Origin of the sequence: Luteibacter sp. SG786 (assembly GCF_011759605.1) — a bacterium.
Taxonomy (GTDB): Bacteria; Pseudomonadota; Gammaproteobacteria; order Xanthomonadales; family Rhodanobacteraceae; genus Luteibacter.
The window spans coordinates 1,376,069-1,389,761 of sequence record NZ_JAAOYX010000001.1; the positions used below are offsets into that span (position 1 = coordinate 1,376,069).

The following is a 13,693-nucleotide window of genomic DNA, read 5'->3' on the forward strand; positions in this document are numbered from 1 at the left end:
TAGGTTGCCCTGTCTCAGTCGAGAGGCTTCGCGGCCGTTCGCGCCTCGATCGCCCGGATCACGGCCACCATGTCGTCATTGCCCAGTCCCAGCGCCTCCGTTTCGCTGAAGAGGGCAAAACAGGAATCCATCTGCGGCGACGCGACGCCGGCCTCCCTGGCGGCTTCGACAATCAGGCGGCTGTTCTTCAGAACGTCGGAGATGCCGGCTTGCCGGGCGAAGTCGCGATGCGCGAGTTTCGCCGCCTTAGTCCGCGAGACGCTGCTGGCCATCGGACCGGCATCGAGGATGGCGACGAGGCGTTCGATGTCGAGACCCAGGCGCTCCGCGAAATGAGCCGCTTCGGCCAGGCCCGTGACCATCGTGATCAGGAAGGTATTGACCGCAAGCTTCATGCGCAGGGCGCCGGGCGCGGCGCCGCAATCGAAGAATTGTTTGCACACGGGCGCAAGTATCTGTCGAACGGCCGCGAGGTCGTCTGGTTCCCCGGCCAACATGCCGACGAGTTCACCGGCTTCCGCTGGCTTGCGCGAGCCCGACACCGGTGCCTCCACATATCGCCCGCCAGCGGCCACGATGTCGCTTGCCAGATGCATGGAATAGGTCGGGGCAACCGTGCTCATCGCGACGATGCGTCGCCCATGCACGCGCGCGGCGAAGTGTGGAGTGCCGCGGTCGAGCACATTGTCGGTCGCGGCCTCGTCGGCAAGCATGAGTAACGTGGTTTCACATGCGGCGAGCACGTCCGCAGCCGAGCCGGCGACGGTTGCGCCTGCCGCGGCCAGCGGCTCGCAGCGTTCGGAAGAGCGGTTCCATACAACAAGCGATGCACCCGCGCGCGCAAGATTGAGCGCCATCGGCGAACCCATCGTGCCGAGGCCGATGAAGCCGATCGATGTGGCCGTGGTCATTCACGTCTCCTGTGTCATGCCGCGAGCTAGCCCATGGCCTCTCGAATGCGCCTGATGAGGTCTGTATCCAACGGCGTATAGACGATCATCCCGAGATCAGGTCGACCGTCCACGCCGAACAGCGAGTATTCCATGTCGATGGGACCAAACACGGGATGCAGCAGGCGTTTCACGTTCTCACCGTCGCTGTGGCCGAGCACGTGGTTCTCATGCCACATCCGTGCGAAGTCCGGGCTGCTGCGACACAGTTCGTCGACGAGGTCGCCTACTTCGGAAGCGATGCCGGTGCGTGCCACATCGGCGCGGAACGTTCCCACCACGAATCGCGCCACGCCTTCCCAGTTCTGCTGCTTCGCGCGCACCGCGGGGTTGCCGAACAGGAAGCGGAGGACGTTGCGCTCGCCCGGTGGCAGCGTGCCGTAGTCGGTGAGCACGACGGCAGCCGCGCGATTCCATGCCACCACGTTCCACGTGGCTGTCTTCACGATCGCGGGGCTGGTCCCCAATCCGTCGAGCACGCGCTGCAACCTCGGGCTCACCCCTTCGACGGCGCGGTAGCGCACTTCCGGCGGCCTCCCCAGGCCGAGGATGAAGAGGTGTTCCCGTTCGGTGTCGGTCAGCATGAGTGCCGAGGAAAGACGTTCCAGCACTTCCGGCGAGGGCGCGCCGCCGCGTCCCTGTTCCAGCCACGTGTACCAGGTGGCGCTGATGCTGGCACGCTGGGCTACTTCTTCCCGGCGAAGGCCGGGCGTGCGCCTGCGGCCGGTAAATCCGAAGCTGGCCGGATCGAGTCGCGTCCGGCGGCTACGCAGGAAATCCCCGAGTGTCTGGATCGCTTGGGAAGACATAGGAAGCCTGTTAATCCGTTTAATAGGATAAGGTCACTACTTCAACAGGATAATGAAAGGCCGCATGGTACTCCGGTCACGAACCAGGAGACTTCCCGATGCGAATCTTTTTGACAGGTGCCACCGGCTTCATCGGTTCCGCGCTGGTACCCGAACTCTTGCAGGCCGGTCACGAGGTGATCGGAATGACCCGTTCCGACGATGGCGCCAATGCGCTGGCTGCCGCCGGTGCCGAAGTGCACAGGGGAACGCTGGAGGACACGGAAAGTCTGCGCCGCGGTGCGGCCAACGCCGACGCCGTGATCCATGTCGCGTTCGATCACGACTTCTCGCGCTTTGCGGAGAACTGCGAAAAGGACAAGCGTGCCATCGCTGCGCTGGGCTCCGTGCTGAAGGGCTCCGGCCGGCCGCTGCTCATCACATCGGGAACGGGCATGGGTAGCCGTGACGACGGCAAACCCGCCAGCGAGGATGTCTTCAACCTCAAGCATCCAAACCCGCGCATCGCTTCCGAGCTTGCCGGCAACACACTTCTCGACGAAGGAGTGAACGTGTCGGTAGTGCGGCTGCCACAGGTGCACAACCCATACAGACAGGGACTCATTACGCCACTGATCCAGGTGTCGCGCGAGAAAGGCGTGTGCGCTTATGTGGGGGACGGCAAGAACCGATGGGCTGCGGGCCACTTGTCGGATGTGGTGCGGCTTTACCGGCTGGCGATAGAGAAAGCGGAGGCCGGCGCGAGATATCACGCGGTCGGCGAGGAGGGTGTGAGCGCTCGCGATATCGTGACCTCGGTGGCGCGCGGCCTCAACCTGCCGGTGGTGTCGATCCCGCGCGAGGAAGCGCAGGCACACTTCGGCTGGATGGCGATGTTCGTGACGATCGACATGCCGGCATCCAGTGCGCTGACCCAGGCGCGGCTCGGCTGGCGACCGGAAGGCCCGACGCTCATTTCCGATCTCGACCAGGCGCGTTACCTGGAGGTGCCGGCCTGAGATGGCCGGCACACATTCAAGGCCTCCCGCCGCGCGCTCAAGCGCGTGCGGCGTCCCCCATCGCGAAGTGCGCCATCTGGTCCGCATGCGCCTTCTTGAACGCGGCGCGCTCCGTGATGCGGGCGACGTAGGATTCGGTGGCGGGACGGTTGCCGAAGGAACGAACCTTCGGCACACGGAGCACGTCTGCCATGAGCAGGTCCGCCACGGTGAAGCGATCGGCGGCCAGCCATTTCCGCTCCCCCAGCACGCGCTCGATGTGATCGAGCCGGCTTTGCAGCCATCCCGTCACCTGGCTGTTCTCCGTGCCGGTCATGTCGAGGAACCACCAGGGGACGGCCACCATTTCGATGGAATTGAGTGCAGCGATGGTCCACTGCAGGGTTTCGGCCTCGCCGGTGGGATCGCGCGGCATGAGCGCCTCGCTCTTTCGGGCGAGGTGCAGCAGGCATGCGCCGCTCTCGAAAACGTGGAGCTCGCCATCGGTGAGGAAGGGCACCTGTCCGAACGGTTGGCGCGCGAGGTGGTCGGGGCTTTTCGGATCCAACGGAACGGTCCGCACCGTATAGTCGAAGCCGGCTTCCTCGCAGGCCCATCGAAGCCGCAGGTCACGCACGAAGCCGCGCGGGCCTTCAGGCACCCAGTCATAAGTCCAGACGACGATCGGGCTCATGCGGCCCCTCCAAGAAAATGGGAAAGCTTGTCGAAGAAGCCCAGCCAACCGGCTTCGTGACCCTTGCGTGCGTCTTCGTCGGGAAGGCGCTCGTGGATCAGGGTCAGCTCCGTACCGCCGTCGATGGGTTTGAGCAGGAAGGTCACCAGCGATTCCCAGCCCGTCGAGCCAGCCCACTCCCAGGTAAAGACCAGCTTCGTGTCGGGCACGACTTCGCGGTAGACGCCCGTGGGGTTGTGCTCGCTGCCGTCCAGAAGGCGGAACACGATATTGAAGCGGCCGCCGGGCCTGACGTCTGCTTCGGCGCGTAATGTCGGGCCGGCATCGGGGCCCCACCACTGAATCATCTGTTCCGGTTTCGTCAGCGCGGCGTACACCCTCGAAGGCGGAGCCTTGATCCGGCGAACGATGGTCACACTGGGCAGGTTGCTGCTCATGGTTCGTCTTCCTTTTCCACGAATGCGACGAGTCGATCGAGGCTCGCGTTCCAGAAACGCTCGTACCGTTTCAGCCACTCCATGGCTTCGCGCATCGGTTCGACGGCGAGGTGGACCGACACGGTGCGGCCGGTCTTGGTGCGGGTGATGAGGCCCGCGTCGGACAGCACGTCCAGGTGCTTCATCATCCCCGGAAGCTTCTGTGCCAAGGGGCGGGCCAGTTCGCTCACCGACAGCCCCGGCTCCTGCTCGAGCCGCAGTAGGATGGCCCGGCGGGTCGGGTCGGCGAGGGCCGCGAACGTGCGATCCATGGCTGAGGATTGATACTTCACCATGTAGCGAAGTATTCGCGCCAAGCGGACCGCGTGTCAAGCTGACGGCCTCAGTTAATCCCGGGCTACCGGACGGATGTCGATTTCCGCCTCGCTCGTTCGTCGTATACGTATCGAGCCGATCAAGGCTGGCGAACGAGGGAGAAAGAACATGTATGCGATGACGGTCCAGGCGTTCGCGACGGGGGAGCCGCAATGAGCATCGTCATTACCGCCTTCGAGAAATCGCCTGACGGCGGCATGGGCCTGGCGCGTGACACGCGTGTCCGCTGGGCGCTGGAAGAGGCCGGTCGGCCGTATGACGTCCGCCTCGTTTCCTTCCAGGCCATGAAAGAGCCGGCGCACCTGGCTGCGCATCCGTTCGGGCAGATTCCCACTTATGAAGAAGATGGGCTTTGCCTGTTCGAGAGTGGCGCCATCGTTTTCCATATCGCGCAGCGCAACGAAGGCCTGCTTCCCGGCGACGCGCATGCTCGCGCGCGCGCCGTCACCTGGATGTTCGCCGCGCTGAGCACGGTGGAGCCGCCGATCCTCGACCTTTCGATCGCCAGATTCCAGGAAGGCGACAAGCCATGGGCCGCCGAGCGGATGCCGCTGGTCGCTGACCGTATTCGCCAGCGGCTGGACATGCTTTCCCGGCACCTGGGCGATGCCGAATGGCTGGACGGCGCGTTCAGCGCCGGCGACCTGATGATGGTATCGGTGCTGCTCCGCACGCGGCCGTCGGGGATTCTCGACGAATTTCCGAACCTCGCGGCATACGTCGCCCGGGGTGAAGCGCGGCCGGCGTACCAGCGTGCGTTCGCCGCTCAATGGGCCGTGAATGCCGCCTAGGGCCGCTCGCCGGCGGCCAGGGAAACCACGAAATCCAGGAATGCGCGCGTCTTCGCCGGCACATGTTGCCGCGAAGGGAGGTAAGCATGGAGCGGGAATCGCTCGTCCATCCATTCCGGGAACAGGTTCACCAGGCGGCCCTCGCGGATGAGGGGGGCCGCCGCGAGCCAGAGCATCTGCGCGATGCCCGTACCCGCGACGCAGGCATGAACGAGGGCACCGGGATCGTTGACCGTGAGTCGCCCGTTTGTCTCGACCGACAGCGTGCGACGCTTGCCGTGGAATTCCCAGGGAAACGGCCTGCCGGTTTCTGGATCGCGAAATTCCAGACACGTATGCTGCCCGTTCTCCAATACCTTCGGCTCGCGTGGATGGCCATGGCGTGCCAGATACGCCGGTGACGCCACGGTGACAACGGCGGTGTCCAGCAACTTCCGCGCGACCAGTCCCGACGACCGGGGCTCGCCGAAACGAACGGCCACGTCGAAACCTTCGCTCACCATGTCGCCCAGGTGGTCGCGGGAGAAGAATTCCAGCGACAGTTCCGGATACGTCTCCATGAATCCGGCGATCGGCGCGCCGAGCAGGAAGCCGGAGGCAACCGGGTCCAGATTGACTCGCAGCGTGCCGCGCACCGTTGCGGCGCCGCGGGCGGCGGCGGTCGCGGCTTCTTCCATGCCCCAGACGTGCGGCATCACCTGATCGTAGAAACGGCGGCCTTCCTCGGTGAGCGTGACGGAGCGCGTGGTCCGGTTGAAGAGCCGGATGTTCAGTCGCCGCTCCAGTCGAGCTATGGCACGGCTGACCCCTGGCGGCGACATGCCGATCGACTCCGAGGCAGCCGTGAAGCTTCCCGTGTCCACGACGGCTGCGAAAACGCCGATGCCGCTGGAAAGGTTGTGGCCCTGGGGTCGCATGGAATAGATAACCGTTCGGCATGAATGTAGTGACATTTATATCATTTTGTTTCCATGGCGAATTGCCGATCCTTGGCTCCCCAAGTCATCGAGAGGCGCAATGAGATGTTCGCCATTACAGGCATCACGGGAAAAGTAGGCGGGGGCACGGCGCGAGCACTGTTGGCGGCCGGCCGTACCGTACGCGCCGTCGCGCGCGATCCGGCACGGGCAAGCGCGTGGCGGGAGCGAGGCTGCGACGTCGCGCTGGCAGACATGAGCGATGCCGGTGCACTCGCGCGTGCGTTCTCCGGCACGGAAGGCGTCTTCGTGTTGCTCCCGCCCGTGTTCGATCCCAGCCCGGGTTTTCCCGAATCGGGCGCCGTCGTCTCCGCCGTGCGCGAAGCACTCCTGGCGGCGCGTCCTGGCAAGGTGGTCTGCCTGTCGACCATCGGCGCACAAGCCACACAGGAAAACCTGCTCACCCAGCTGACACGTCTGGAGCAGGCGCTGGGCGATCTGCCGATTCCGGTGACCTTCCTCCGTCCCGGCTGGTTCATGGAAAACGCCGAGTGGGACATTCCGTCCGCGCGTGAAGGCAGGCTGCCGAGCTTCCTTCAGCCGCTCGATCGCGGCATCCCGATGGTGGCCACCGCGGATGTCGGCCGCGTCGCCGCCGAGTTGTTGCAGGAGACCTGGAGCGGCACACGTGTCGTGGAACTGGAGGGCCCCTCGCGCGTTGCGCCAAACGACATCGCGGCGGCGTTCGCGAACGTGGTGGGTCGCCCCGTTCGTGCGGAAGCGGTCCCGCGCGATACCTGGGAGACGTTGTTCCGCTCACAGGGAATGCGTCACCCGGAACCGCGGATGAGGATGATCGACGGCTTCAACGAAGGGTGGATCGATTTCGAGGGTCGTCCCGACAGCGTCCGCAAAGGCGAGGTCACGCTGGAGACTGTATTGAAGGAACTGGTTGCCAGGGCTGAATGAGCAGCCGTCACATCGCGGCGATCCAACCGAACAATCCGGCGAAACCCACCACCAGTATGGGCGGCATGCGACCTAGGGTGAGGAGACCGAACGCCAGGATCGCCAGCACCAGATCGCTCTTGCCATGGATGGCACCGATCCACACCGGGTCATAAAAGGCGGACGTCAGGATGCCTACGACACCGGCATTCACCCCGGCCATGGCGCTTCGAATGTTCCGGCTTTCCCGCAATGACTCCCAGAACGGCAGCGCACCGACCAGCACGAGGAACGCCGGAAGGAAAATGGTCGCAAGGAGCGCGAGGCCACCGGTCCATCCGTGCAACGGCCCTTGCGCCACCGCACCGAGGTAGGCGGCGAAGGTAAACAGAGGACCCGGCACAGCTTGTGCGGCGCCGTAGCCCGCAATGAAGTCGGCATTGCTCACGGCGCCGTTGGGCACCACGGCCGCCTGCAGGAGGGGCAGCACCACGTGGCCGCCCCCGAAAACCAGTCCACCGGCACGGTAGACCCCTGCCACGAGCGAGAGCATGGACGACCCGGTCGCGGCCGCACACAGCGGAAGTGCAACGAAGGGCAGCGCGAAAAGGACAAGCGCCACGGCGCCGGTCCTGCGCGTCACGCTGTACCGGTGGGCGTGCACACCCACCGGCTGCCGGATGTCGAGGAGCCAGTAACCGAACAGGCCGGTGACAGCGATGGCGAGGATCTGCCCCATGGAGGAAGGAAGCAGGGTGGCCAACAGCGCGGCGAGAATTGCGAGAGCGGCGCGCGGACGGTCCGGGCACAACGTGCGAGCCATGCCCCATATCGCCTGCGCGACGATCGCGACCGCCACCACCTTGAAGCCGTGCACCCAGCCGGATTGGGCGATGGACTGGTACTGCGCCACGCCATAGGCGAAGAGGATCATTGCGATGGCGGAGGGAAGGGTGAATCCCAACCAGGCGGCCAACAGGCCCGGCCAGCCGGCGCGTCCGAGGCCCAACGCCATGCCGACCTGGCTGCTCGCAGGTCCGGGAAGGAACTGGCAAAGGGCGACGAGATCGGAAAAGGCGACGTCGTCCAGCCAGCGCCGACGCCCGACGAACTCGTTACGGAAATACCCGATGTGGGCGATCGGGCCGCCGAACGAAGTCAGCCCCAGGCGCAGGAAGACGAGGAAGACTTCCAGGGCGCTCTTAGGTGGCATGGGGGGCGGGCACTCGCATCACCGTGGCTACGGAACCGGAACGTGTGTAGCACGACGGGCATGTCGGGCGCTTGCTTAAACGGTCAACGGCACCAGGTGTTCCCAGCGCTCGCTCATGGCCGTCACGCTCTTCTGCACGAAGCGCACGAAGTTGAGCGTCACATCGCTCACGACGCGGCCCGACATGGTGAGGGCGTGCAGCGGCAGGGGCGACGGTTCGAAGGATTCCAGAATCGTGCGAAGACGTCCGTTGCCCAGGTCGTCCGCCACCATGTAGAGCGGAAACTGCGCGAAGCCCACGCCGGCACGTGCCGCGCTGAGCAGGGCGCCGAGGTCGGCGGAGGCCATGCGGCCGTTGCGCCGGCGAGGCGTCAGGCCGCGGAACATCCAGTACCCCGATGTTTCGCTGGCGTAGCTGAGGCAGTGCGCTTCGTCCAGCTGCGCCGGATGCTCCGGCGCGCCCAGACGGCGGATCAGGTCCGGACTGCCCACGGTGACGACACGCACGTCGCCGAGCGATCGCGCCACGATGTCGCCGCTGTCGGGCAGGGTTTCCCGCAGGCTGAAGATCACGTCGGCCTGCTGGAGCAGCAGGGCCTCGAAGTCGCTGCCACCGGTGCTCACCGACAGGCGGATCTTCGGATGGATCGCGGCGAAGCCGGGCACGAGTTCGGCCACGAGCGGCGAGAGAAGTCCCTGTGCCTCGATGCGCACCAGGCTGTTCGGCGTGCCGGGCTGGGCAGCGGCCTGTTCGGCGGCAGTGGCTGCCTCGCACATGGCCACGGCGTGGCGATATACGCGCTCGCCAGTCGCCGTGACCGCGAATTGCCGTGCGTTGCGGTGGAGCAGGCGCGCGCCGAGGCGCTCTTCGAGGGCAATGATGCGGCGGCTGAGCAATGACCGCGTCGTGCCCAGCCGGGCGGCCGCGGAGGAAAACCCGCCGGCCTCGATCACCTGTACCAACAGGAACAGGTCGCTGAGATTATTGATTCGTTCCATTACGTGCGTTCCCCCCGGCACCCAGCCGGAAAGTGCGCGCTCCCACCGTGACGGCACCCCTGCGTGCCGTCGGGGATACTAACGAAGTGTGACGTGCGTCACATTTGCGCGGGCGGCACTTTTCTTTGCCGGAGCGGAAAAAAGTCCTCGGGAAGGCCTATACTCGCTCCGAAAATGCGTAGTCTTCACGCCGGCTGCGCATCCGCAGGGGGACCGAACATGCCCAGTCAGGACCGCCACATCCTGGTCATCGACGACGCGCCAGAGAACATCCGCGAGCTGTTGCAGGCCCTCCGGGGCCAGTCCTGGCGGGTGACCCTGGCGACCACCGCCCAGCAGGGTTACCAGCGCGCGCAATCGCTGCTTCCGGACCTGATCCTCCTCGACGTGCGTATGCCGGGCATGGACGGTTTCGCCCTGTGCCGGCTTCTGCAGGAACTGCCGAGGGCGAGGGAGACGCCGATCCTCTTCCTGACCTCCGCCGCCAGCCCGGAGGAGCGGTTGGAGGGCCTCAACCACGGTGCCGTCGACTACATCCTCAAGACCTGCGAGCCCGCCGAGTTGCTGGCCCGGGTGCAGATCCATCTCCGTCTCGCCCGCCGGACGGAAGCCCCCGACGATGTGCCCGAAGGCACGCCGTCGCGCGACGAGGTGGTGCTGCGCGCCGCCATGCGCCTGATAAGCAAGCGCCTCTCGTCTCCGTTCACGCTGGAGGAGATCGCATCGGCGGTCGGTACTTACGACAAGCGGTTGTCCGCCATCTTCCGCCAACAGCTGGGCATGACCGTCTTCGCGTGGATCCGCGAGGAGCGCCTGCGCAAGAGCCGTGAGCTGCTCGCCGACACGACACTGGGCATGCAGGAGATCGCCGAGAACATCGGGTTCCGCAGCGCCTGCAATTTCACCACGGCCTTCCGGGAGCGGCTGGGCGTGACCCCTAGCCAGTACCGGCGATCGGCGCGGCAGGAAGCGCTTCCTGAAATGGCTCACCGTGGCGGCTGAGCAAGGTTCGCGACGCCGCTCCGGGGCATGGCGTTGGCTGTTCGCGGCACTCGTTGCCGTGTGTTCGTGCGGGTGGGGCGAGGCGTTCGCCTCCGCCGTGCAGTTGCCCCTGACGGTCTACGCACAGGACAGCGGACTCACCAGTTTGTCCGTGGTCCGCATGTACGAGGATCGCGACGGATTCCTGTGGGTGGGCACGGAAAAGGGCCTCTACCGTTTCGACGGCCTCGGTTTCAACGCGCTCGGCCAAGCGCAGGGATTCCAGACGTCGGAAGTGATCAGCCTCGACGAGGATTCCGACGGCCATCTCTGGGTCGCGTCGCGTGCCGGCCTGCAGAGGCGTGGTCGCAACGGAAAGTTCGATTGGGTCAGGCCCGACGGCAAGCCGCTGTTCGCGGATCGCGGGCAGACGCTGGCCGCCGACGGGCGCGGCGGCATGCTGGTAGTGAGCGGCCATCGCCTGCTGCAGTTGGCACAGGATGCCGCCGGCCTCTGGACCGCCGGCCCCCTGGAACCCGCTGCGGAGACCGGCGCCGGTGACACCACGGCCGTGCTCCATCGCAACGGCACCACGTGGTTCGGTTGCGGCAGCACCCTGTGCAGGCTGCGCAACGGCGTGCTCACGCGCTACGGAACGGGTCAGGGCGTGCCCGCCGACAAGTGGCTGGGGCTCCTTGCTTCCCGGGACGGCAGTCTTTGGGCGCGCGGCATCCGCCATGTGATTCGTCTGGCCCCTGGCGCGTCGGAGTTCACGGTGCACGACATGCCGGGCGGCCACACCGAAGTGGCGGCGTCCAGTATCGATATCGTCGAGGACAGGGCGGGGCGCATCGTCACGCGAACCGACGTCGGCATTGCACGCTGGGATGGCGCCAAATGGGAGCTCTACGACCCGGGCAACGGCTTGCCGGATGTCGGTGTCTCGTCGATGGTGGCCGACCAGGACGGCATGATCTGGATGGGCACGTATGGCCGCGGCGTCTATTACTGGAGCAGCGCGGACGCCGTGGAGAACTGGACCTCCGCGCAAGGCCTGAGCGGCAGCCTCGTCTGGTCGATCGCGCGCGGCGACGCCCATTCGGTCTGGCTTGCCGGCGAGGCGGGCGGCGAAGTGATCGTGCCGGAAGAGGGTCGCGCGCACCGCTGGCCGCTCGCGGTGCCGCCGCCCACCCAGGCACACGCCGTGATCGCCGACCGCGACGGCGCGATCTGGTACTTCCTCTTCGACGGCCGCGTGCTGAAGTACGAGCCGGCGACAAAACGCACGACCGAGGTCGGCGTCCTGCCGTACCTCGTCCGCGGAGCGCTCCTCGATCGCGCCGGCCGCTTCTGGGCGTACACACTCGGGGGGCTTTATGAAGTGGATGCCGCGGCACACGAGGTGAAACCCGCGGCCCCTTCGCTCATCCCGTCCACCATGTGCTCCGACATGGCCGAGGATGCCGACGGCCGCCTGTGGGCCGCATGCAGCTCCGGTCTCTATCGCCGCAACGCGCAAGGGTGGGCTCGCGTGCGCGTGCAGCCGGACGAATTGCCGGGCGGCTACGAGAACGTGGCGGTCACGCCCGACGGGAAGCTGTGGCTGAGTTCGCTGCAACCCGGCTTGTTCGTGGGCCACGTGGGCGACGGCAGCGATGTGACCGTCGCCCCGGTCGACGATCCGCTGCTGGCGGATACGCGCTTCTATTTCCTGCGATCCGACCGCCGCGGCCGCCTCTGGGCCGGCGGCGGGAATGGTGTGGACGTGCTCGACCAGGGCGCGTGGGTGCGCTTGTCCATGCGCGATGGCCTCCTGTGGGACGAAACCAACCACGGCGCATTCTTCGCCGACGATGACGGCACCGTGTGGATCGGCGCGCCCATCGGTCTGACGCACGTGCTGGATACGGAGCAATTGCTCGCGCCCCGGCAGATTCGCCCGCTGCTGCTCGCATCGAGTTACGGCGGCCATGATGTGGCGCCGTCCGCCACGGTGGCCTTCCGCAATGCAGCTGCGCTCGTGCTGCGCTTTGGCGCGGCAGGCAACAGCGCCGGCCATCCGGTCCGTTTCCGCTATCGCCTATCGGGTGTGGACGAGGGCTGGGTGGATACGGCGCAGCGCGAGGTCCGCTATGCCTCGTTGCCGCCGGGCGACTACCGTTTCGAATTGACGGCGGTGGACGTGAACCGGCGCAGCAGGTCGGAGCCTGTCGCCTTCACATTGACCGTGTCTCCGCCGTGGTGGCTCACCCCATGGGCCTATGCGGGCGAAGCGGCTGCAGTTCTCCTGCTCATCGTGTTGGCCTGGCGCTGGCGCACCCGTTTGCTGATCGCGCATGCGCAGCGCCTGGAAGGCATCGTGCAGAAGCGCACGGCGGAACTGAGGCAATCGCTCCAGGCCCGCCGCATGCTGCTCGCGCACGTGGGCCACGACCTCCGCGCGCCGCTGGGTGCGATCATGAACGCGGTCAGGCGCTGGCGGGTCGGCGATGCCGGGCGCGATTATCCACGGATCATCGAGCGCCACGTGCGCCAGCAGATGGAGTTGATCGACGACCTGCTGGAATTCTCGCGCGGCGAACTGACCGGCCTCCAGCTCGAACCGCAAGCCGGTTATCTGCATGGGTTCATCCATGACGTGGCCGAGCAGGCCTCGTTGCTCGTGGAGCGCCACGGCAATCGTTTCGAATGCCGCTTCGACGAGCGCATGCCCGCCGTGGTGGTGGCGGACTTCCGGCGTTTGCGCCAGGTGCTGTTGAACCTGCTGGGCAACGCCGCAAAGTTCACCCACGACGGCACCGTCGTCTTCCGCGTGGACGCCGTGCCGGAGCGTGTGGGGCGGGTGCGGCTCGTCTTCACGGTGGAAGACACGGGCATCGGCATGGATGCGGGAGCGCTCGAATCGCTGCAGCAACCGTTCACCCGGGGCGGCAACGCCACGCAGCACGAAGGCAGCGGGCTCGGGCTCGCCATCGTGGTGCAGCTCTTGCAGCACATGGGCGCGCAGCTCGATGCCGAGTCGGCGCCCGGTAGCGGCAGCCGTTTCAGTTTTGGTGCCGACTTCGACGTGGCGAACGAAGACGAACTCGAGGCCGAATTCGAAGCGGGCGGCGACATCGGCGACGTGGACGGCGAGGGAAGGGCGATCCTCGTGGTGGAACCGCATCCCATGCGCCGCGCCGTGCTTTGCGACCTGCTGGATGGCTACGGCTTCGAAAGCATCCCGGCGGCGGATGCCGCCTCCGCACTGGACATCGTCCGCCGCGAGCCGCCCGTCCTTGTGGTTACCGAGCAAAGGTTGCCCGGAAGCGACGGATGGCGTTTGCTGCATGCGATACGCCAGCTCGATCCCTCCGTGCCGGTACTTCTCTACGCAGCGCTCTCGCCACGCCGTCCGCCTGGCGGTTCGCTCGAGTTCGACGACGTGTTGCTCAAACCGGCGACGGCGGCGGAGTTCATGGCATGCGTGATGCGCCTCGTCGAACCCGTCACCGATAACGAAACCGGTGCGGCCGGCTGATTTCACATTTGTCGCGACGAGTCGCTCGTCCGTCGCGGCAAAGGTCGTGGCGAGTTCGTAGCCTCGCCAGTCCAGCAATGGC

The 13,693-nt window shown here is 66.2% G+C and carries 13 protein-coding genes; 5 read left to right on the forward strand and 8 right to left on the reverse strand.

The window, feature by feature from the left end; translation table 11 throughout:
- Window positions 1–14 precede the first annotated feature (14 nt).
- Window positions 15–911: an NAD(P)-dependent oxidoreductase gene (locus FHS47_RS06355; RefSeq protein WP_167024523.1), complete on the reverse strand. Its 897-nt coding sequence runs from the start codon at window positions 909–911 to the stop codon at window positions 15–17.
- A 26-nt stretch (window positions 912–937) separates the two neighbouring features.
- Window positions 938–1,759 carry a helix-turn-helix transcriptional regulator gene (locus tag FHS47_RS06360; protein ID WP_167024526.1) on the reverse strand — a complete coding sequence of 274 codons (822 nt, stop codon included), beginning with the start codon at window positions 1,757–1,759 and terminating at the stop codon, window positions 938–940.
- A 98-nt stretch (window positions 1,760–1,857) separates the two neighbouring features.
- Here FHS47_RS06360 and FHS47_RS06365 point away from each other — a divergent pair, with 98 nt between their 5' ends.
- Window positions 1,858–2,757, forward strand: a complete 900-nt coding sequence (locus FHS47_RS06365) for an SDR family oxidoreductase (RefSeq protein WP_167024530.1) — start codon at window positions 1,858–1,860, stop codon at window positions 2,755–2,757.
- 37 nt (window positions 2,758–2,794) lie between these two features.
- Here the strand turns inward: FHS47_RS06365 and FHS47_RS06370 are convergent, their stop codons facing one another.
- From FHS47_RS06370 to FHS47_RS06380, 3 genes are read right to left on the reverse strand one after another with little or no spacing between them, the layout of a single operon-like run.
- Entirely contained in the window at window positions 2,795–3,430 is a 636-nt protein-coding gene (locus FHS47_RS06370; protein ID WP_167024533.1) for a glutathione S-transferase family protein, read from the reverse strand.
- Window positions 3,427–3,867 carry an SRPBCC domain-containing protein gene (locus FHS47_RS06375; protein WP_167024536.1) on the reverse strand — a complete coding sequence of 147 codons (441 nt, stop codon included), beginning with the start codon at window positions 3,865–3,867 and terminating at the stop codon, window positions 3,427–3,429. The genes FHS47_RS06370 and FHS47_RS06375 overlap by 4 nt, the downstream gene beginning before the upstream one ends.
- Window positions 3,864–4,178: a metalloregulator ArsR/SmtB family transcription factor gene (locus FHS47_RS06380; RefSeq protein ID WP_208381820.1), complete on the reverse strand. Its 315-nt coding sequence runs from the start codon at window positions 4,176–4,178 to the stop codon at window positions 3,864–3,866. The genes FHS47_RS06375 and FHS47_RS06380 overlap by 4 nt, the downstream gene beginning before the upstream one ends.
- A 216-nt stretch (window positions 4,179–4,394) precedes the next feature.
- Between FHS47_RS06380 and FHS47_RS06385 the strand changes: the two genes are divergently transcribed.
- Complete coding sequence (locus FHS47_RS06385; RefSeq protein ID WP_167024539.1) at window positions 4,395–5,033, forward strand: glutathione S-transferase family protein; 639 nt, start codon at window positions 4,395–4,397, stop codon at window positions 5,031–5,033.
- On the opposite strand, the gene FHS47_RS06390 is transcribed toward FHS47_RS06385, so the two are convergent.
- On the reverse strand, window positions 5,030–5,950 hold the full coding sequence (locus tag FHS47_RS06390; protein ID WP_167024541.1) for a LysR family transcriptional regulator: 921 nt from the start codon (window positions 5,948–5,950) through the stop codon (window positions 5,030–5,032). The two genes, FHS47_RS06385 and FHS47_RS06390, sit on opposite strands and share 4 nt — an antisense overlap.
- A gap of 105 nt (window positions 5,951–6,055) precedes the next feature.
- Here FHS47_RS06390 and FHS47_RS06395 point away from each other — a divergent pair, with 105 nt between their 5' ends.
- Window positions 6,056–6,919, forward strand: a complete 864-nt coding sequence (locus tag FHS47_RS06395) for an NmrA family NAD(P)-binding protein (RefSeq protein ID WP_167024544.1) — start codon at window positions 6,056–6,058, stop codon at window positions 6,917–6,919.
- Between the two features lie 7 nt (window positions 6,920–6,926).
- Here the strand turns inward: FHS47_RS06395 and chrA are convergent, their stop codons facing one another.
- Complete coding sequence (gene chrA, locus FHS47_RS06400) at window positions 6,927–8,111, reverse strand: chromate efflux transporter (RefSeq protein ID WP_167024546.1); 1,185 nt, start codon at window positions 8,109–8,111, stop codon at window positions 6,927–6,929.
- Window positions 8,112–8,186: 75 nt separating this feature from the next.
- Window positions 8,187–9,110: a LysR substrate-binding domain-containing protein gene (locus FHS47_RS06405; protein WP_167024549.1), complete on the reverse strand. Its 924-nt coding sequence runs from the start codon at window positions 9,108–9,110 to the stop codon at window positions 8,187–8,189.
- 219 nt (window positions 9,111–9,329) lie between these two features.
- Here FHS47_RS06405 and FHS47_RS06410 point away from each other — a divergent pair, with 219 nt between their 5' ends.
- Both FHS47_RS06410 and FHS47_RS06415 read left to right on the forward strand, forming a co-directional pair.
- On the forward strand, window positions 9,330–10,112 hold the full coding sequence (locus FHS47_RS06410) for a response regulator (protein ID WP_167024552.1): 783 nt from the start codon (window positions 9,330–9,332) through the stop codon (window positions 10,110–10,112).
- Window positions 10,102–13,611, forward strand: a complete 3,510-nt coding sequence (locus tag FHS47_RS06415; protein ID WP_167024555.1) for a two-component regulator propeller domain-containing protein — start codon at window positions 10,102–10,104, stop codon at window positions 13,609–13,611. Before FHS47_RS06410 ends, FHS47_RS06415 begins: the two co-directional genes overlap by 11 nt.
- Window positions 13,612–13,693: the final 82 nt, after the last annotated feature.